This window comes from Plantibacter elymi (nom. nud.) (genome assembly GCF_900177795.1).
In the GTDB taxonomy this organism is placed as follows: Bacteria; Actinomycetota; Actinomycetes; order Actinomycetales; family Microbacteriaceae; genus Plantibacter; species Plantibacter elymi.
In genome coordinates this window covers 451684-470684 of sequence record NZ_FXWJ01000003.1, presented here as the reverse complement: position 1 = coordinate 470684, position 19001 = coordinate 451684, and the positions used below count along the sequence as shown (strand labels likewise).

The following is a 19001-nucleotide window of genomic DNA, read 5'->3' as shown; positions in this document are numbered from 1 at the left end:
ATCGAAGGACCGCACATGTTCTCTGACCTCCACGGCCGCACGGCCGTCATCACCGGCGGGGCCCGCGGGCTCGGCTACTCGATCGCCACGGCGCTCGCCGCGCAGGGCGTCCAGGTGGCGTTGCTCGACCTCCTGCCGACCGTCCACGAGTCGGCCGAACGGCTGGGGTCCGAGTACGGCGTCCGCACCTCGGCACACACGGTCGACGTCACCGACGCCACTGCCGTCGAGGCCGCCTTCTCCGCCGCGGAGGCCGAGCTCGGTGCACCCTCGCTGCTCGTGACCGCGGCGGGCATCACCATCTGGGGCGACAGTGTCGACGTGCCGGCGGACACCTGGCGGAAGGTGCTCGCCGTGAACCTCGACGGCACCTTCTTCGCCGCGCAGTCCTTCGCCCGTCGTGCCGTCGCGGCGGGCCGGCCCGCCTCAGCGGTCTTCATCTCGTCGATGTCGGCGTTCATCGTGAACCAGCCGCAGTTCCAGGCCTCCTACAACGCGTCGAAGGCGGCGGTCAGTCACCTCGCGTCGTCGCTCGCGGTCGAGTGGGCGCCGTCCGGCGTCCGGGTCAACGCGATCGCCCCCGGGTACTTCCTCTCCGACATGACGCGCGAGTTCACCGAGGCGAACCCCGACCTCGCCGCCGAGTGGACCGCGGACATCCCGGCGGGCCGGATGGGGCAGCCGGAGGACCTCCACGGACTCGTCCTGTTGCTCGCCTCCGACGCCTCCTCGTACCTCACGGGCCAGAGCCTCGTGATCGACGGCGGCTACACCGCGCTCTGAGCCGGCCCCACCCGCCGAACCGTTCGACCCGACCACATCGACCCGACCGCCCCGCCCAGAGGACCCGCCATGACGACGACGCCGCCCGAACAGACGCCTGACGACCAGGTCGACCGCGACGCCGTGTGGGGCGCCAGACGTCGACGCTTCGTCGAAGCCCGATCCGGTGCCGTCGAGCGAGCGTGGGCTCCGCGCGCGGTCCGCGTCGACGACGGGCCGTCGACGGGTCGGCGCCAGGTCGAACTGCGCCATCTCGGCGGACTCGAGGTCACGGTCGAGGTCGACCAGTTCCTCGACCTCGGCGAGGCCTCCTGGAACGGCGACGTCGTGTCGTTCGTCGCGCCGACGACCGCTCCGCAGGCCGAGAGCTGGGCCCGCCGCTGGCAGGGCGGTCTGCTGACCACCTGCGGGCTCACCGCCGTCGGCGTGGCCGCGGAGGCGGACGGCGGGATGCACGGTCGGGCGCATCGCATCCCGGCGACGCTCACCCGCCGCGAGGGGCGATGGACCGCGGCGGGCCGGTACGAGCTCCTCGTCGACGGTCTACTCCGCGAGGGCGCCGTCTTCCAGCAGAACCTCACGGTGACCCGCAGCATCCGAGCCGAGGTCGGCGTCGCACGGATCCGCCTGCACGACGTCGTCCGGAACGAGGGGTTCGTCGCGGAGCCGGTGCGCCTGCTCTACCACGTCAACCTCGGCTGGCCGGTGTTGCACGGCGGTGCCATCGTGGCGGCCGAGGCCGACGATCCCGGCGGGGCACGGTCCGAACCCCAAGACGACGGTGGTTGGCGGCGGGTGATCGGTGAGCCCGAACCGGCCGCCGACGAGAAAGTCGACGCCCTCGACGCGGTCGCCGGGCCCGACGGCTGGTCCATCGCGACCCTGTCGGGCGAGGCTGGAACGGTCACGGTCCGGTTCCGACCGGAGCAGTTGCCGTTCCTCACGGTGTGGCGGAGCACAGCCGCGGGGTCGTACGCCCTCGGCATCGAACCCGGCACCTGTTGGCCGAGTCACGCCGCCGGTCCGGATCGCGGGAAGGTCGGCCGGATCGTGGAGCCCGGGGAGTCGTTCGAGGTCGATCTCGAGATCGTGTTCGAGCCGGCGGTGGACGACTTCGGCGACTGAGCCCACCGGCCTCCGCCACCATCCGGTTCCCGGTTTCCGAAGAATTCACGCTGGGGTATGTCATCGATGACATGAACGAGGTATGCTCGCCATGACATCGATGACATGGAGTCATCGTCGGAAGCCGACACGGACGTCGGAACCTGAACGGACACCGCCGTGCACCCTGCTGCGAACCTCGACTCGACCGCCGTCACCTCCGTGGCCTCGGATCGACTCGTCGCCGGCCTCGACCTCGGCAGCACCGGCGTCAAGATCCTCGTGACCGACGCCGACGGTGCCGAGGTCCTCATCCACCAGCTGCCCACCCCGTGGCTCGCCGGTCCGGGCGGCACGACCGTGATGGAGGCGGCGTCCCTCATCGCCACCGTTCGGGAGCTCCTCGACCACGTCGGTGCGGAACTCGTCGACCGGTTCGGGCCGGCCGCGCGGGTCCGGGCGCTCGCCGTCTCCGGCATGGGGGAGTCCGGGATCGTCCTCGACGCCGTCGGCCGGCCCGTCGCGCCTGCGATCGCCTGGTTCGATCCGCGCGGCGCCGAACAGCTCGCGGCCCTCCCGGCCGCGATCGCGGAACAGTTCGCCGGTCGGACCGGCCTGCCGCTCGGCGTGCAGGTCTCGGTCATCAAGCTCCTCCACCTCCGTGACGCCGGACTCGAGCTCGCCGGAACACGCTGGCTCAACCTGCCGGAGTACCTCGTCTCGGCCCTCGGCGGCGAGGAGGCAGCCGAGTACTCGCTCTCGTCGCGCACCGGCCTGCTCGATCAGGACACGGGGAGGCCGTGGCCCGAACTGCTCGACCACCTCGGTGTGGACGCGTCGTTCCTCCCACCGTTCACCGACGCCGGTGCCCCGCTCGGCGCCGCGAACAGTCCGTGGGTGCCGCCGGTCTTCTCCGGTGCGGCTCTGACCGTCGCCGGCCACGACCACCTCGTGTCGGCCGTCTCCACCGGCTCGTTCCCCGCCGAGCGGTACCACGTGTCGATGGGCACGGCCGAGGTCCTGCTGCGACGCCTCGACGAACCACTCCCGTTCGCCGCCCGGGAACGGCTCGCCGAGGTCTTCATCAACTGCGTCCGTCACGTCGTGCCGGGTACCTGGGTGCTCGTCGCCGGCGTCAAGACCGGCCTGCTCATGCGTCGTACCCTCCAGCTCGTCGGGGTGACCGACCGCGCAGGGCGCGACCGCCTGGACGACGAGATCATGGCGCTCCCGGCGGGCGGGCTGCTCGGCGACGGCGACGTCTCGGTCGCGGGCGCCCGGAACGACGACGGCGTCCTCAAGCTCACGGTCCGTGCCGACGGCGCAGGACCGGCAGAGGTCTTCGAAGCGGTGCTCCGGCACGGCAACGACGAACTCGCCGTGCTCATCGCAGCGATGGACCGCGAGGTCGCCCCGGCCACCTCGGCGCTGCTCACCGGCGGCTGGGCCAGCATGCGGTCCGTGCAACGCGCCCGAGCGGCCGTCCTGCCCGGCGCGCAGGTGTCGCACCGGTCCCAGGACACCGCGTACGGCGCAGCCGTCTTCGCCGGGGCCCTCCTCGAACCAGCCATCTCCCGATCGAACCCCTGACCGACCGACCACCCGACGACCCAGACCGATCCTCCCCGGCGCGACCGCTGCCGGGTTCAGACCCCATCCGAAGCACAAGGAGCACCTCATGAACGCAGTAGCCACCAGGACCAACGAGCTGACGACGCTCGAACGCCGCGCCATGGCCACGATCAGCACCCCGGGCGGCGGCATGCTCATCGTCGCCGGCGACCAGCGCAACGGCATGAAGGCCGTCATGACCGACGCCCCGAACGGCGCGGCCGGCATCAGCCGTGACGAACTCGCCGAGGCCAAGAGCGACCTCGTCCGGTTCCTCGGCAACCACGCACCGGCCATCCTCCTCGACCCGGAGGTCGCCCTCCCGCTCGTCGTCGACGAGCGCACCCTCTCCCGCACGACCGGTCTCGTCGTCGGCATGGACTCCTCGGGCTTCGACACCGAGAACGGTCTGCGCCGGACGAAGTACGTCCCCGGCATGGACGCCCGCCGGGTCCGCGAACTCGGTGGCGACGCCGCCAAGATGCTCTTCTACCTGCGCTCCGACCAGCGCGAGGCCGAGCAGGTCGTCATCAACGAGATCGCCCGCCTCGTGGAGGAGTGCACCGCCGAGGGCGTGCTGCTCATCGTCGAGATCCTCGTCTACCAGCTCGACGGCGAGAGCGACGAGGCCTACGCCGAGATCTTCCCCGAGCTCGTGCGCGGCGCCGCGGAGATCTCCGTCGCCGCCGGTTCCAAGGTGCTGAAGCTCCAATACCCGGGCTCCGCCGAGGCCGCCGCAGCCGTGACCGAGGCCGCCGCCGGTGTGCCGTGGGCCGTGCTGTCCGCCGGCGTCGACCACGAGACCTTCGTCGGCCAGGTCCGCACCGCGGTCGAGAACGGTGCCGGCGGCGCGATGGCCGGTCGTTCGCTGTGGAAGGATAGCCTTTCGATCTCGTCGGCGAAGCGTGAGGAACTGCTCACGAACCGAGCATTGCCTCGCCTCCGTGAGCTCGAGCAGGTCATCGAGACCGCGCTCGCCGGTCGCTGACGGATCGCGGGCGGCGTCCTCGGTCGCCGCCCGCGAACCAGCCCGATCCGACCACGCCACACAGGTGGAACCACCCGAGGAGCAGCCATGGCCACGATGCAGGACGTGGCGTCCCTCGCCGGGGTGAGCTCGAAGACGGTCTCCCGCGTGTTCAACGACGACCCGCACGTGCTTCCGGAGACGCGGTCGCGGGTCGAATCGGCCATGCGGGAACTGAACTACGTCCCGAACGTCCTGGCGCGCACCTTCCGTGCCGGGCGGTCCTCCTCCGTGGGCGTCGCGGTCCCGGACGTCGTCGACCCCTTCTTCGCCGCGGTCGTCCGCGTCGTCGAGGAGGTCTGCTCGGTCTCGGGCATCACCACCCTCGTCACGAGCATCGGCGACGACCCGGCGCGCGAGCGTGCCGTGCTCGACTCCCTGCTCCGCTCGCAGCTCATGGGGCTCGTCCTCGCGCCCGTCGCGGAGGACCAGTCGTGGCTCGCGCCGTGGGCCGAGCACACACCCATCGTGTTCGTCGACCGCGCCCCTGGTGGGCTCGACGCCGACAGTTTCGTCGAGGACGACCACCGCGGCGCCTACCTCGCGACGAGGCACCTGCTCGAGCACGGGCACACCCGGGTCGCCTTCGTCGCCGACTCGGCACACCCGCCGAGCACCCGTCGCCGGCTCGAGGGGTACCGTTCGGCGCTCGCCGAGAGCGGGATCGACCTCGACGACGCCCTCGTCAGCCTCGACGCGACGGACCGCGAACCGGCCGCCGCCGTGGTCGACGGTCTCCTCGCCCTCGCCTCCCCGCCGACGGCCCTGTTCTCGGCGAACGCGCGTGTGACGATGGCGCTCGTCCCCGCGCTGCGCTCACGGGGGATCGCCTCGCTGGGCTTCGGTGACTTCCCGATGGCCGACCAGCTCGATCCGGCGGTCAGCGTGATCGAACAGGACCCGGCACGACTGGGCCGCTTGGCCGCCACCCGGGCGCTCGCCCGTTTCGGTGACGCGGACGGCGAGCACGAGCGCAGCACCGTCGTCCCCGTCGGTCTCCTCCTGCGGGAGTCCTGCGGCTGCCGCCTCACCGCGTGATCCCCCGGGCGGCGGATGCGCCCCGCGCCGTCGCTCCGTAGCGTAGGAAGCTGTTCGCGACCACGGGGGATGACATGCAGCGACCGGACGACACACCGACCGAGGGCGGCTGGGCGCCGATCGGACAGCCCGCGCCAGGGCCGATCCTGACGCCGGTCGCCGACGGATCGCCGGCACCTGGACCGGCCGCGGGCCCGGTGATCGGTGCCGCCGGGCGGGCCGTGCTCGCCCAGCAGCCGGAGTCCGCGGCGGATCGCCAGCGTCGGCGGAACCGTGAGCTGGCCCCGATCCTGCCGACCAGGGTCCCGTGGGTCGCCGTGACGGTCTTCACCGTGCTCGCCGTCGGCCTCGCCTGGCTCGTCGCCGCACCGCTGTGGCTGTCGGGTGAGGGACTCGCGAACCCCTGGTTCCAGCTCATCGCCCTCGGCATGATGTACACCCCGACCATCGCTGCGCTCGTCGTGGTGCTGTTCGTCGCCCGCCCGAGGAGTATCCCGCGGCTGCTCGGACTCGCGCCCCTGCGTCCGCTCGGCCGGACCCTCGGGCTGTGCGCGGCGGCGCTCGTCGGGTTCCCCGTCCTCGCGTTCTGCTCCATGCTGCTCGGGCAGGCCATGGGGCTCATCGAGCTCGACCTGGTCGGCCTGTCCGGTCTCGCGGCCATCATGACCGCCTCGGGCGCCGGTGAGCTCGGGCGGGACGAGCTCACCACCCTCGCCCTGGTCCAGCTCCTCGCCCTGCCGCTCGGCGTGCTGGTCGCGTCGCTGTCCGCGTTCGGTGAGGAGCTCGGCTGGCGCGGCTGGTTGCTGCCGAACCTCCTCCCGCTCGGCACCTGGCCCGCCCTCCTGCTGTCCGGGGCGATCTGGGGCGTGTGGCACGCACCGCTCATCCTCCTCGGCTACAACTACCAGCGGACCGACGTCCTCGGCCTGCTCCTGATGGTGGGCTGGTGCATGCTGCTCGGCGTCCTCATCGGCTGGTTGCGTCTCCGCTCCGCCTCGGTCTGGCCGGCGGTGATCGCCCACGGCGCGGTGAACGCCGCCGTCGGGGCACTGCTGCTGTTCGCCAGCCCGACGTCGATGCAGGACACCGGCAGTGTGTTCGGCACCCTGCTCGGCTGGCCGGGCTGGATCCTCCTCGCAGCGACGACGCTCATCCTGGTCGTCATCGGCCAGTTCGGTAAGCGTGCGGTGCCCGGGCTGCGTGGCTCGGAGGTCGCGTCGGCCGTGAGCTGATCCTCCGACGCATGCGCGCCGCGTATGAGTCGCACCGGGCAGGCTGCTTGTCCGCCGCTTCGACGCTTGGTGCACTGGGACGATGCGCAGACCCGATCTCCCCGAGGCACCCGTCCGTCCACGTGCCGCTCACGCTCGCCGTCACGGCGGTGGGGTGAGCGCGCGGGTCCGCCGTCGGCGCCTCATCGTCGGCATCGCAGGCGGCCTCGTGCTCGCGCTCCTCGGGGGTGTCGGTGCGCTCGCGCTGCGCCTGCAGGGCAACCTCAGCTCCGAGGCCATCGCCGCCCCGACCGGGCGTTCGACCGAGCCCGCGCAGCCGGGCGCACCGGACCCGGCGATCAACGTCCTCCTCCTCGGCTCCGACAGCCGTGACCTCGCAGTCGGCGACTACGGCGAGGACACCGGCACCAAGCGCAGCGACGCGATGGTGCTCGTGCACGTGTCCGAGGGCAACACCCGGATCGACGCGATGCAGATCCCGCGTGACACGCTGACCGACCTGTCGATGTGCACGGACACCGGGCGGGGGACGCCCGACGACTACGGCATGGTGAACGCGGCGTTGAACTCCGGGGCCGCCTGCTCGGTCGCCGCGGTCCAGGCGATGACCGGTGTGCCGATCGACCATTTCGTCGAGCTCGACTTCAGCGGCTTCCAGGCGATCGTCAATGGGATGGACGGGCTGGCGGTGTGTCTGCCGGCGGACATGGAAGACCCCTACTCCAACCTCGCGCTGCCCGCCGGAGCGCAGGTCATCGACGGGACGCAGGCGCTCGCGCTCGCCCGCACCCGGCACGCGGTGGGTGATGGCAGCGACATCTCGCGCCTCGGCAACCAGCAGATGGTGATGTCCGCGATCGTGCAGCGGGCGCTGAGTGCCGAGGTGCTCACCCGGCCGGACCGCCTCATCCGCTTCCTGGACGCGGTCACCTCCTCGCTCACCGTCGACACCGGGCTCGGCGACCTCGCGAGCCTGACCTCGCTGGCGCACCGGGTCTCGCAGGTGCCGGCGTCGGCCATCACCTTCCTGACGATGCCGTGGACCGAGGCGCCGTCGGACGCGAACCGGGTCGTCCCGAGCGATGACGCCGCGATCGTCTTCTCGAGCCTCGCCACCGATGTCCCGGTGCCGATCGCGGGAACCGCTGACGCGTCCCCCGCCGAGCCGGTCACGCCGGTCGAACCGGTGCGGGTCGAGGCGGTCAGCGTCCTCAACGGCTCGCAGACGAACGGGATCGCGACGGCGACGGCCGACCGACTGACCGCCCTCGGCTACGCCGTCGCGTCGATCGGCGACGCGGAGACGGACACGCCGGTCACGGTCCTGCTCGCGCGCGACTCGGACGCGGCCCGGGCGACGGCCGCCTCCCTCGCCCAGGAGTTGGGGATCACGGTCGTCGTGAGCGGCGAACCGGGGCCGGACGAGGAGGACGTCGTGCTCGTCATCGGCGACGACTTCGCCTCACTGACCCCGCCTGCCGCGCCCGCGCCCGTCGAGGTCGAGTCCCGCAACGCCGCCGCGGACCTCTGCGGCTGACGCGGGGCGTCGTCATTCCCCGGATGGGACCCGCTCCGCCAAGCGGAGGAAGGCACTCGCGGCGGGGGTCCCGAGGCTGTCGTGCCGCACGAGCAGGCCGATGCCCCTCGTGACCGGTGTCGGGAACCGGCGGACCCGGGCGCCGTTCGCCGCAGCCCAGTCGGCGAGCCGCTCGGGGACCACGGTCAGCCCGACACCGGCGGTCGCGAACCGCGTGAGCGCGTCGCGCTGGGTGGTCACGATCACCCGCGGTGGCTGCACGCCGAAGCGGGCATAGGCCTCGTCGGTCACGGCGCGCATCGACGTCCCGCGCGGAAGGGTCACCAGGGTGTGTGCAGCCAGCTCGTCGCCGGTGATGGTCGGCGGCGTGTGCTCGGCCTCGCGCTCGGCGACGGTCCTGAGGCCGGGGAGGACGACCGCGAACCGCTGTTCCTCCAGAAGCCGCACCTCGACACCGGGGCCGGCAGTGGCCACGTCGGCCACACCGAGGTCGATGCGCCCGAGGTCGACGGCTTCGAGCAGTTCGGCGGAGTCGACGGCGCCCGCGACCTCGATGCGGACGTCGGGGTGCGCGGCGTGGAACCGGGCGACGAGCTCCGGGACGTGGGTCGCGACGAGCGAGGGGAGCGCGCCGATCCGGAGCGTGCCGGCGGTGAGCGCCTGCTGGGCGTCGGCGAGTGCGCGGAGCCCGTTCGCCTCCTGCAGCATCCGCCTCGCCGGGCCGAGCACGGACCGGCCGGCGTCGGTGACCTGCATGCGCCGACCGACCCGGGTGAAGAGCGCGAGCCCGAGGTCGGTCTCGCAGCGTTGGATGCGTCTCGTGAGCGAGGGCTGCGAGATCCGGAGGACGTCGGCCGCTGCGGCGTACGAGCCGTAGTCGACGACAGCGACGACCGCCTCCAGCTGCTCCAGGTTCATGCGTCGTGGGTCCGGATCATGCCTCCACGCTACCGACACCTGCTGGAGATGCCTGGGCGCAGCGGGTCCACCCCGCAACAGGACGCTTCGCTGCGGAAGCTCCTGCCCTGAGCGGATCTCCTGCCGGAGCCTACCGAGCGCAGGCTTCGAAGACGTGGGCGGGGTCGTCGGCCGTCCGGAGGTCGCGGTCGCGCAGGATCGTGGAGAACGGGACCTGCGGATCGGCGCACACCTCGTCGAAGGTGCCGCGCAGGTCGTCGGTGTACTCGATGTCCAGCACGGCGTCTCCGTACACCTCGGTGTAGGTGGCGCACTCGTCGAAGCGGTGGCACTCCTCCGCGACGGCGAAGTCGAACCCGACGTCGTCCCGACCTCGCGTGCCGAGCTCGGCGGCGTTCTTCTGCCCGATGAGGAGGCCCGCGTCGTGGGCGAGGTCGGCGTACCGGGTGGCGAGGGCGATCGCGTCCTCAACAGTGAGTCGACCGTCGGACCGGGTGTACGAGTCGAGGTTGTCGATCTCGACGGCGTCGAAGCCGGCCTCCGCGCAGCGGGTGATGCTCGCACCGACCCGCTCGGCGATGCGCGCGCGACGGTCGTCGGTGGAGAGGTCGAAGATGAGTTCGTCGGGCCAGTTCTCGTCGATGACCGGTTCACCGGCATCGTCGGTGAGGACGAGGTCCGGCTCGGCCAGCCAGGCCTCGCGATCGGCCGGCTGGCTCTGGAACCCGTTGACGTAGCAGATGGAGTACCGGTCGCGGTCGGGGGAGTCGGTGCTGTCGCGGGCCACGCCGCCCACGCCCGCCGCCGGCTCGTAGCCGCCACCGAGCTGGTAGTCGAAGACGACGTCCGTAGGGAACTCGCCCGCTGAGTGGGTCGGTCCGGTGTCGGAGCTCGCACCGCTCGGGAAGGTGGAGCAGCCGGCGGCGGTGACCGCGAGCAGGAGGGCGGCGCCCGCCGCGGTGAGCTGGTGCGCGCGACGGGGGAGACGGGTCATGCCTCCACCCTAGGTCGCGGTCCCGTCCCGGGGTCGCCGTTCAGCCGGTACCGTTGGGGCATGAAGTATCTGGTGCTGTTCTCCGCGGGTGCCGCGCTCATCGTGCTCGGGGTCGTCTTCGCGCTGCTCCTGGAGCTGCCGGTCGGGTTCCGGATCGCCGGGCTCGTGTCCATGCTCCTCGGCACCGTCGTCATGGCTGTGAACATCGGTCTGCAGTTCTTCGACCGCCGCAAGGAGCGCGCACGTCGGCTCTGAACCACGACGGCGCAACCACCTGACCCGGTCGGTTCCACGGCGTTACCCTCGATGGAACCCATCTCCACCGAGGCGGGACGACGACAACCCGGAGGCATCGTGGCGCGCGCGCTCTTCATCATCGACGTACAGAACGACTTCACCGAGGGCGGTGCGCTCGGCGTGAACGGCGGCGATGCCGTCGCCGCGGGGGTCACGCAGCTGTTGGCCGAGCACGGTGACGAGTACGCGCACGTGTTCGCCTCACGCGACTGGCACGACGCCGAGGGCGACAACGGCGGTCACTTCGCGACGGGTGAGCCCGACTACGAGACGAACTGGCCGGTGCACTGCGTCGCGGGGAGTGCAGGCGCGGAGTACCACCACGCGCTCGACACCAAGCGCGTCGACACCCACATCCGCAAGGGCCAGGGTGCCCACGGATACTCGATCTTCGAGGGCGTGACGCCGGAGGGTCGGAGCCTCGACGAGGTCCTCACGGATGCCGGCATCACGGAGGTCGACGTCGTGGGTCTCGCGACCGACTACTGCGTCCGCCGGAGTGCGCTCGACGCCATCGAGCACGGCCTGCAGGTCCGCGTCATCGCCGGTCTCGTCGCACCCGTCGACCGGGCCGCCGGGGATGCGGCGCTCGCCGAGATCGCCGAAGCCGGGGGAGTCGTCGTCCCCGCCTGAAGTCCGTCCCCGGCCGCCCGTCGTAGATAGTAAGCTAGCTGCATATTATTTCGAGCAGGGCGAGAACGGGGCGCGCGCATGACGCACGGACGACACGGCGGAACGCAGAGGGACGCGGACCCCCGGACGCAGCAGCGGGATCGGGCGGGTGCGCCGCGGTGGCTGCGGGTCGTGCTCCCCGCGGTCCTCATCCTCCTCTGGCTCACGGCCGCCGGTGTCGGCGGTCCGTACTTCGGGAAGGTGAGCGAGGTCGCGACCAACGACCAGACGAGCTTCCTCCCAGCGAGCGCGGACGCGACCGAGGTGCAGACGGCACTCGACGGGTTCCGGGAGGGTGACGACATCCCGGCCCTCGTGCTGTTCGTCCGCGACGGCGGGATCACCGAGGAGGACCGGGCGGCGATCGACGACGAGCTCTCAGCCCTGTCCTCCACCGAGGGCGTCTCCGACGGCGTCTCTCCGGCCATCCCCTCCGAGGACGGCGACGCGATCGAGGTCTTCGTCCCGATCAGCGGTGACGCGGAGGTCGGCGACGTCGTCGAAGCCCTCCGTGCGCAGCTCGCCGAAGCCACCCCGGCCGGCCTCGACGTCTTCGTCACCGGCCCGGCAGGGTTCACCGCCGACCTCACCGACGCCTTCGCCGGCATCGACGGCATCCTCCTCCTGACCGCGCTCGGCGCCGTCTTCCTCATCCTCATCGTCGTGTACCGCTCGCCGGTCCTCCCGTTCCTCGTGCTCGGCACCTCGCTGTTCGCCCTCTGCACCGCACTCCTCACCGTGTGGTGGCTCGCGAAGGCCGGTGTCGTCCTGCTGAACGGCCAGGTCCAGGGCATCCTCTTCATCCTCGTGATCGGAGCGGCGACCGACTACTCGCTGCTCTACGTCTCGCGATACCGGGAGGCGCTCCGCGACCACGAGCGGCGGTGGGACGCGACGTGGGCTGCGCTCCGAGGATCGTTCGAGCCGATCGTCGCGTCGGGCGGCACCGTCATCGCCGGACTGCTCTGTCTGTTGCTCAGCGACCTGAACTCGAACAAGGCGCTCGGGCCGGTCGCCTCGATCGGGATCGTCTTCTCGGTCCTCGCGGCGCTCACCTTCCTGCCCGCGCTCCTGCTGGCCTGCGGTCGCACCTCGTTCTGGCCGTTGCGTCCGAAGGTCGGGAGCGAGCACCGTGTGCGCGCCTCGTCGACCGACGACACCGCCGTGCCGACCACCGGTCTGTGGGGTGGGATCGCCCGCCTCATCTCCCGCCACGCCCGCGTCGTCTGGATCGGGAGCACCTTGCTCCTGCTGGTCGCGAGCCTCGGGGTCTTCCAGCTCAAGGCGGACGGCGTCGCCCAGAGCGACCTCATCCTCGGCACGTCCGAGGCCCGTGACGGTCAGGCCGCCCTCGGCGAGCACTTCCCGGCCGGCTCGGCGAGCCCCGTGTACGTCCTCACGCAGGAGGGCGATGCCGCGCAGGTCATCGGGATCCTCGAGGAGTCCGACGGTCTCGACAGCGTCCAGGTGCTGTCGAGCGACTCCGCGACCGGCACCGCCGATGCGACGGTGAGCGACGGGGAGGCGGTGTTCACGGCTCCCGCCGCGGGACCCCCGGGGACCCCGGCGGCGTCCGCCGAACCGACGGTCGACGACGGCCGTATCCTGCTCCAGGCGACGCTCGACGCGGCCCCCGACTCGACGACGGCGGAGGAGAGCGTGCGACAGCTGCGCTCGACCCTCGAGGCCGAGGTCGGCGTCCACACACCGGTCGGCGGCGTCACGGCGACCGCCATCGACTCGAACGACGCGTCCATCCACGACCGGAACCTCATCATCCCCGTGGTGCTCGCCGTCATCCTCCTCATCCTCATGCTGCTGCTGCGCTCGGTGCTCGCCCCGGTCCTGCTGATCATCAGCGTGGTGGTGTCCTTCGGGGCGGCCCTCGGGGTCTCCGCGCTCGTGTTCAACCACGTGCTCGGGTTCCCGGGCGCGGACCCGAGTGTGCCGCTCTACGGCTTCGTCTTCCTCGTGGCGCTCGGGATCGACTACAACATCTTCCTCATGACGAGGGTCCGCGAGGAGTCGCTGCGGGTCGGAACGAGGGCCGGCGTGCTGCGGGGGCTGGCGATCACGGGTGGCGTGATCACCTCGGCCGGACTCGTGCTCGCGGCCACGTTCGCGGCGCTGGGCGTCATCCCGATCCTGTTCCTCGCGCAGATCGCGTTCATCGTGGCGTTCGGGGTCCTCCTCGACACGATCATCGTCCGGACGCTGCTCGTCCCAGCCCTCAGCCACGACATCGGGAGCGCCATCTGGTGGCCGTCGAAGCTCGCGAAGGGTCGTGTCGAGCACCGGCACGCGGCCTGACCGAGGCGGTCGCGACCGGCTACCCCTGCTCGGCGAGGAACGCCAGCACGGCATCCTTGAACGCCCGCGACGAGACCGCGTTGAAGTGCTCGCGGCCGGGCAGCCCCACGTAGCGGGCACCGGCGGCTTCGGCCAGCCGCCGACTCCCGGCGGCGACCGCGTCGTCGTCTCCGGTCACGAGCAACATGGGCAGCGGCGGCACCTCGGCCGTGGTGGGCTGCGGTCCGCCGCGGAGGCCTTCCACCAGGGCGATGAGGGCCTCCACGTCGTTGCCCGGGACGCCCTCGGCCATCGTCACGTACGTGTCCGTGAGGGCGTGGATGATCGTCGTCCCGGTCCTCACGTGGTGACGGGCCGCCTCGAGGTCGAAGTCGCGGAGCGAGTCGCCCTCGGGGAGGCCGCCGAGGCTGAGGGAGCGCATGCGGTCGGGGTGCCGGACACCCAACCGCCAACCCACCCGGGAGCCCAGCGAGTACCCGAGGTAATGCGGCTCGTCGACGCCGTAGCCGTCGAGGACGGACAGGACGTCGTCGACGAGGATGTCGAGACGGTATGCGGTGGGATCCGTCGGTTTGTCGGAGGCGCCGTGACCCCGCTGGTCGAGCGTGAGCAGGCGGTACCCGGCGCGGGTCAGCGTGCGTGTCCACCCGGCGAGGTCCCAGTTGAGTCCGGCGCTCGAGGCGAAGCCGTGCACCGCGACGATCGTGCCGAGGTCGCCTGTGCCCGGAACCGGTTCGTGGAGGTACGTCGCGATCCGGATGCCGTCCGTCGACATGACGTAGGTGGGTGCGGTCGGGGCAGGCTGAGGAAGCACCCGTCAACGATACCCGCGGTGGCGCCGCACAGGCTCAGTCGACGGCGACCGGCCGTGGTCCCTGCCGCATCATCTCGGAGAGGTACGGGGCGACGACGCTCGTGGAGATGCGGCAGTCGAGCAACAGGACGCCCTGCGCCCCGGCGTGGACCCAGTCGGTGAGGCCGTCGAGGTCCGCCAGCGTGTCCACCGTCACGCCCTGACCACCCAAGGCACGCACGAGGGCGGCGAAGTCGACCTCGTCGATGAGCATCGGGGTCTGGTCGAGTCCACGCGAGCCGTACTGGTGGACCTCGGCTCCGTAGGCGGCGTCGTTGAAGACCACGATCACGCCGCTCGGCACCGTGCGGATGACGGTGTCGAGGTCGGGGAGCGCCATGAGGCCGCCGCCGTCGCCGGTGCAGAGGACGGTGGTGCCCGTGTGCCCCGCCGCCGCGGCACCGACGGCGCTCGGGAACCCGAGTCCGATCGACTGGTACGCCGTCCCGACCATCACGAGACGGTCGGGGGAGGGGATGTCGAAGTACATCGGCGCCCAGCCGATGAAGTGGCCGCCGTCCTGCACGACCGTGCGGTCGGTCGGGAGCAGCTCGTCCAGTCGGTGCGCGAGGCTGCGCGGGTCGAGGCGCCCGTCGGCGCAGCGTCCGTCGCCGGACGAGCCGTCACCCAGGTCGCGGTCGAGGTGCGGTGCTGGGCGGGCGGGACCGGCCGACGCGACCCATCCGGACCCCGTGCTGCCGGAGAGCCGTTCCAAGAGACCTGCGGCTGCGAGGGCCGCGTCACCGTGGATGAGCTCGTCGACCCTGGCGTTCGTCGGGGCGTCGGCGAGGTCGACCTGGATGACGTGCGCGTCGTGGGCGAAGGCCTCGCCGAACCGCATCGTGAACTGGTTGAGGCCGGCGCCGACGACGAGCACGACGTCCGCTTCGGCGATGCGCCTCGCGGCGTGCTCCGTCGCGAAGCCGCCGGCCACTCCGAGATCACGGAGGCTGGAACCGAAGAGCCCGCGTCCGAGCGCCGTGGTCGCGGTGTGGGCGTCGAGCCGCTCGGCGAGCTCGCCGAGGACGGGCCCGGCGTCGGCCAGCCAGGCTCCACGCCCGGCCAGGATGAGCGGACGGTGTGCGCTGCGCAGGGCGGCGGCGGCGGTGTCGAGGCGCCGCGCGACGGGCTCCACACGGGACGGCCGGACGAGCGCCGGGTGGTGCGGTGTACCGTCCGCCCGCAGCGGCTCGTCGGATGCCACGGCGGCGAGGTCGTAGGGGATCGCGAGCACGACCGCGGTCCGGCGGTGGACGGCGTGCTCGATGGCGCGCAGCGTGGTCGCGGTGGCGTCGTCACGACCGACGGTGAAGGTCGGTGCACCGAGCCCGGCGGCGATCTGGAACTGGTCGACGTCCCAGGGGCGGGCGCCGGTGGTCGGGGCGTCACCCACGACGAGGACCAGCGGGATCTGGGCCATCACCGCCTCCGCGAGGGGCGTCAGGGTGTTGGTGAATCCGGCTCCGTAGGTCGCGGTCGCGGCAGCGAGGCCGCCGCCCGCGCGGGCGTAGGCGTCGGCTGCGGCGACGCCCCCGGCCTCGTGGCGCATGGCGGTGAAGCGGGTCGTGGTCGCGGCGAGTGCGTCGAGGAGGTGCGCGTTGCCGTTGCCCATGACGCCGAACACCTCGGAGACATGGCGGCTGAGTGCCTGTGCCACCCGGGCGGAGACGGTGGAGGAGCGGATCGACGCGGGAACGGTCGACGAAGCGTGTTCGGACATGGGAGACCTTCGAGAACGTGGACGGATGGGATTCCGTGTGTGTCTCGCCGGTGCTGGCCGCGCTATCGCCCTTTTTTCGAGCAACGACCCCGTGCTGCGGAGTCTGACGAGCACACTCTACTCCGCGGCGACCGCGCTGCACAGTGCCGCCGCGATGGCATCCGCTCCACATCCGTGACGACTGCCGGACAGTCGGACCCGGGTTCGACCGAGGCTTGTTCCATGACCCACATCGTGCAGGCCAACGCGGCCGAAGACCTCCTCGCCCTCATCCCCGGACTCGTCGGAAGCACTCCGAGATCGAGTCTCGTCGTCGTCCTGTTCGCGGGCCGCTACAGCCGCGGCGCACTCCAGGTGCACCTGCCGGCCGGAACGGACGTCGACCGGCAGGTGGCGGACGCCGCAGCGGAGCGCGCCCTCGGGTTCGCCTGCCGGGCCCCGGGTGTCGACGCCATCGTGCCCGTGGTCTACACGGACGACGCGTTCGGAGCCGGGGCGGAGCCGCCGGGCAGGACGATCGCCGACGCCGTCCTGGAGCTGGCGAGCGCACAGGGGTTCACGGTCAAAGACGCCCTCTGCTCGGCCGCTGACGGCTGGGGCTCCTACCTCGACCCCGGACTCCCCGCCGGAGGGCGTCCGCCGGCGATCGTGGCCTCGGCGGCGGTCCCGCCGGTCCCACCGCTCCCCTGGGAGCTCGTCACGACCGAGGTCCCGTCGGTGGACGTGGCGACGTTCGCAGCCGTCGACCTCGAGTACCGGGTGCTCTGCGCTCGACTGGCCTCCATGCTCGACGCGGCCGCCGATCACGCCCGCACGACCTGGCGGATCGACGTCGGAGACGCCGTGGAACGACTCGACGGCCTTCCTGCGGTCTTCGAGGACGCGCTCGCACGCGGCGTCGAGGGGATGACCGCTCGGGAAGTGGCTTTCCTGTTGCTGAGCCTGTCACGTCCGTGGGCGAGTGATCTCGCACTCATGCAGTGGGCGTTCGGGCGCGAGCTGGGCGAGGAACTCGATGACGCCGAACGCGCGTACGGGCACCTGCCGGTCGGGACGGACGACCCGGAGGTGTTCCACCGGGTCGCCCACCTGCTGGTCGGCGACGGACCGCATCCCGACGTCCAGCGCATCCGGGCAGCGAGCAGCCTGCTCCTCGGCGTCGCGGCGCGAGCGTCGGAGTCGGCACGCGTCGCGCCGCTCGCCATGCTCGCCTGGCTGTCGTGGGCGCTCGGTCAGAGCACGCGCGCGGCCGCCTTCCTCGCCGAGCTGATCGACGAAGAGCTGGACCACCCGCTGGCGGCGACCGTCGGATCGCTGATCCGCCAGGGGCACCTCCCGGCCTGGGCGTTCTGCAGCACCCCGGGAACACACGGCGGCGTCGCCGCCCCCAGCGATCAGCCCGCCGCGTGACGCTCGAGGAAGTCGTAGACCTCGGAGTCGTCGACGCCCGGGAAGGTGCCGCTCGGCAGCGGGGAGAGGATGTGGGTGTGCAACCGGGCGCTCGGCCAGGCCTGCTCCCGCCACTTGTCGGCGAGGTCCGACGGTGGTCGACGGCAGCAGGTCGGGTCCGGGCAGGTGGAGACCGCACGCGTCGTGGTCTCCCGTCCACGGAACCACTTCGCCTCGCCCCAGGGCACGCCGACCGAGATCGAGAACTCCCCGGCCTCGGTCGTGCCGGTCTGGGTCGCGCACCAGAAGGTACCGGCCGGGGTGTCGGTGTACTGGTAGAGCTCCGTGGTGCGGTTCGTCCGCGCGAAGGCGTTCCGCGCGCTCCACTTCCGGCACACGATCTGGCCCTCCACCGCGCCCGTCACGTCGACGGGCAGCGGCAGCGCATCGTTCTCATAGGCCTTCGAGATCGCCCCGTCCTCGGAGACCCGCAGGAAGTGCAGGCGCATGTCGAGCCGGGCGGTCGCCAGGTTGGTCAGGCGCAGCGCCGCGGCCTCATGGGTGACCCCGAAGGCGTCGCGGAAGTCCTCGACGGCCAGGTTGCGGTCGCGCTTGGCCTGCTGCAGGAACGACACGGCGGCCGTCTGCGGCATGAGCGCCGCCGCCGCGAAGTAGTTGATCTCGAGCCGTTGCCGGAGGAACTCCGCGTAGCTCGTCGGACGCTGGTGCCCGAGCAGGCGGTGCGCCATCGCCTGCAGGGCCATGGATCGCAGGCCGTGTCCGCCGGGGATCGAGGCCGGTGGCAGGTAGATGCGCCCGTTCTCGAGATCGGTGACGCTGCGGGCGGAGTGCGGCAGGTCGTTGACGTAGATGAGGTCGAAGCCGAGCTGTTCCGCCATGATGCTCACCGTGCGGTGGGTGAGGGCGCCGGTACTGTGACCGGCGCGCAGCACGCGCGACTCCGCGAGTTCCTCGATCTCGGGGAGGTGGTTGTCGCGCTCCCGCATCCACTCCCGCAACTCGGTGTTGGCGCGCCGCGCCTCCTCAGGGGTCGCGATCGCCTCACTTGCATGCCGCTGCAGTTCGCGGTGCAGGCCCACGAGCGCGCGGAGGGCCTCGTCCGGGATGCCCTTCGACGGCTTGACGATCGGCAGGGTCAACTCGCCGTAGAGGGCACTGCGCTGGAGGCGGTCCAGCTCGATCTCCAGCGCCGCGCGGGGGTTCGGTGCCTCCTTCGACAGGAGGTCGGTCAGGTCGACCCCGAGCGCGGTCGTCAGCTCCTGCAGGACCGACAGCTTCGGCTCGCGCTTCCCGTTCTCGATGAGGGAGAGCTGGCTCGCCGCCAAGCCGACCCGTTCACCGAGGTCGTCGAGGGTGAGGCCTCGCCGGGTCCGGAAGTGCCGGATCCGATGGCCGAGCGTGAGGAGTTCGGCGGCGGCGGTCGATGTGGGAGTCGGCGTCATTCCTTCACCGTATCGAAAGAAACACGATTCTTGAACAGAGAAGGCGTATGAAA

The 19001-nt window shown here is 71.7% G+C and carries 16 protein-coding genes; 11 read left to right on the top strand and 5 right to left on the bottom strand.

All coding sequences use genetic code 11. From position 1 onward, the window contains the following. The first annotated feature begins 15 nt into the window (after positions 1 to 15). From CCK91_RS11580 to CCK91_RS11550, 7 genes are all read left to right on the top strand, one after another. The gene (locus CCK91_RS11580) at positions 16 to 783 is read left to right on the top strand and encodes an SDR family oxidoreductase (RefSeq protein ID WP_086474130.1); all 768 of its coding nucleotides are present in this window, start codon (positions 16 to 18) and stop codon (positions 781 to 783) included. A gap of 69 nt (positions 784 to 852) precedes the next feature. Continuing rightward, positions 853 to 1908: a DUF4432 family protein gene (locus CCK91_RS11575; protein ID WP_086474129.1), complete on the top strand. Its 1056-nt coding sequence runs from the start codon at positions 853 to 855 to the stop codon at positions 1906 to 1908. A gap of 159 nt (positions 1909 to 2067) precedes the next feature. Continuing rightward, positions 2068 to 3477, top strand: a complete 1410-nt coding sequence (locus CCK91_RS11570) for an FGGY-family carbohydrate kinase (protein WP_207568220.1) — start codon at positions 2068 to 2070, stop codon at positions 3475 to 3477. 88 nt (positions 3478 to 3565) lie between these two features. Next, a complete protein-coding gene (locus CCK91_RS11565; protein WP_207568219.1) occupies positions 3566 to 4486 on the top strand; it encodes a hypothetical protein in 921 nt (306 codons plus the stop codon). Positions 4487 to 4573: 87 nt separating this feature from the next. Beyond that, complete coding sequence (locus CCK91_RS11560; protein ID WP_086474128.1) at positions 4574 to 5563, top strand: LacI family DNA-binding transcriptional regulator; 990 nt, start codon at positions 4574 to 4576, stop codon at positions 5561 to 5563. Positions 5564 to 5637: 74 nt separating this feature from the next. Then, positions 5638 to 6795 (top strand): CPBP family intramembrane glutamic endopeptidase, encoded by a 1158-nt coding sequence (locus CCK91_RS11555; protein ID WP_086474127.1) that lies wholly within the window; start codon positions 5638 to 5640, stop codon positions 6793 to 6795. An 82-nt stretch (positions 6796 to 6877) separates the two neighbouring features. Continuing rightward, positions 6878 to 8332, top strand: coding sequence for an LCP family protein (locus CCK91_RS11550; protein WP_086474126.1), 1455 nt, complete (start codon positions 6878 to 6880; stop codon positions 8330 to 8332). Between the two features lie 12 nt (positions 8333 to 8344). Here the strand turns inward: CCK91_RS11550 and CCK91_RS11545 are convergent, their stop codons facing one another. After that, a complete protein-coding gene (locus CCK91_RS11545) occupies positions 8345 to 9250 on the bottom strand; it encodes a LysR family transcriptional regulator (protein ID WP_086474125.1) in 906 nt (301 codons plus the stop codon). Positions 9251 to 9380: 130 nt separating this feature from the next. After that, positions 9381 to 10244, bottom strand: a complete 864-nt coding sequence (locus CCK91_RS11540; protein ID WP_086474124.1) for an endo alpha-1,4 polygalactosaminidase — start codon at positions 10242 to 10244, stop codon at positions 9381 to 9383. 60 nt (positions 10245 to 10304) lie between these two features. On the opposite strand from CCK91_RS11540, the gene CCK91_RS11535 reads away from it, so the two are divergent. From CCK91_RS11535 to CCK91_RS11525, 3 genes are all read left to right on the top strand, one after another. Further along, entirely contained in the window at positions 10305 to 10499 is a 195-nt protein-coding gene (locus tag CCK91_RS11535) for a hypothetical protein (protein ID WP_086474123.1), read from the top strand. Positions 10500 to 10598: 99 nt separating this feature from the next. Beyond that, a complete protein-coding gene (locus CCK91_RS11530; protein ID WP_086474324.1) occupies positions 10599 to 11174 on the top strand; it encodes an isochorismatase family protein in 576 nt (191 codons plus the stop codon). Between the two features lie 78 nt (positions 11175 to 11252). Continuing rightward, a complete protein-coding gene (locus tag CCK91_RS11525; RefSeq protein WP_086474122.1) occupies positions 11253 to 13523 on the top strand; it encodes an MMPL family transporter in 2271 nt (756 codons plus the stop codon). Positions 13524 to 13542: 19 nt separating this feature from the next. Here the strand turns inward: CCK91_RS11525 and CCK91_RS11520 are convergent, their stop codons facing one another. Next, positions 13543 to 14337, bottom strand: coding sequence for an alpha/beta fold hydrolase (locus CCK91_RS11520; protein WP_242664521.1), 795 nt, complete (start codon positions 14335 to 14337; stop codon positions 13543 to 13545). Positions 14338 to 14371: 34 nt separating this feature from the next. Further along, on the bottom strand, positions 14372 to 16096 hold the full coding sequence (locus tag CCK91_RS11515; RefSeq protein ID WP_086474120.1) for a thiamine pyrophosphate-binding protein: 1725 nt from the start codon (positions 16094 to 16096) through the stop codon (positions 14372 to 14374). Between the two features lie 222 nt (positions 16097 to 16318). Between CCK91_RS11515 and CCK91_RS11510 the strand changes: the two genes are divergently transcribed. Then, positions 16319 to 17506: a DUF4192 family protein gene (locus CCK91_RS11510; RefSeq protein ID WP_165767031.1), complete on the top strand. Its 1188-nt coding sequence runs from the start codon at positions 16319 to 16321 to the stop codon at positions 17504 to 17506. On the opposite strand, the gene CCK91_RS11505 is transcribed toward CCK91_RS11510, so the two are convergent. Continuing rightward, the gene (locus CCK91_RS11505) at positions 17491 to 18948 is read right to left on the bottom strand and encodes a helix-turn-helix transcriptional regulator (protein WP_071262537.1); all 1458 of its coding nucleotides are present in this window, start codon (positions 18946 to 18948) and stop codon (positions 17491 to 17493) included. The genes CCK91_RS11510 and CCK91_RS11505 overlap by 16 nt on opposite strands. Positions 18949 to 19001: the final 53 nt, after the last annotated feature.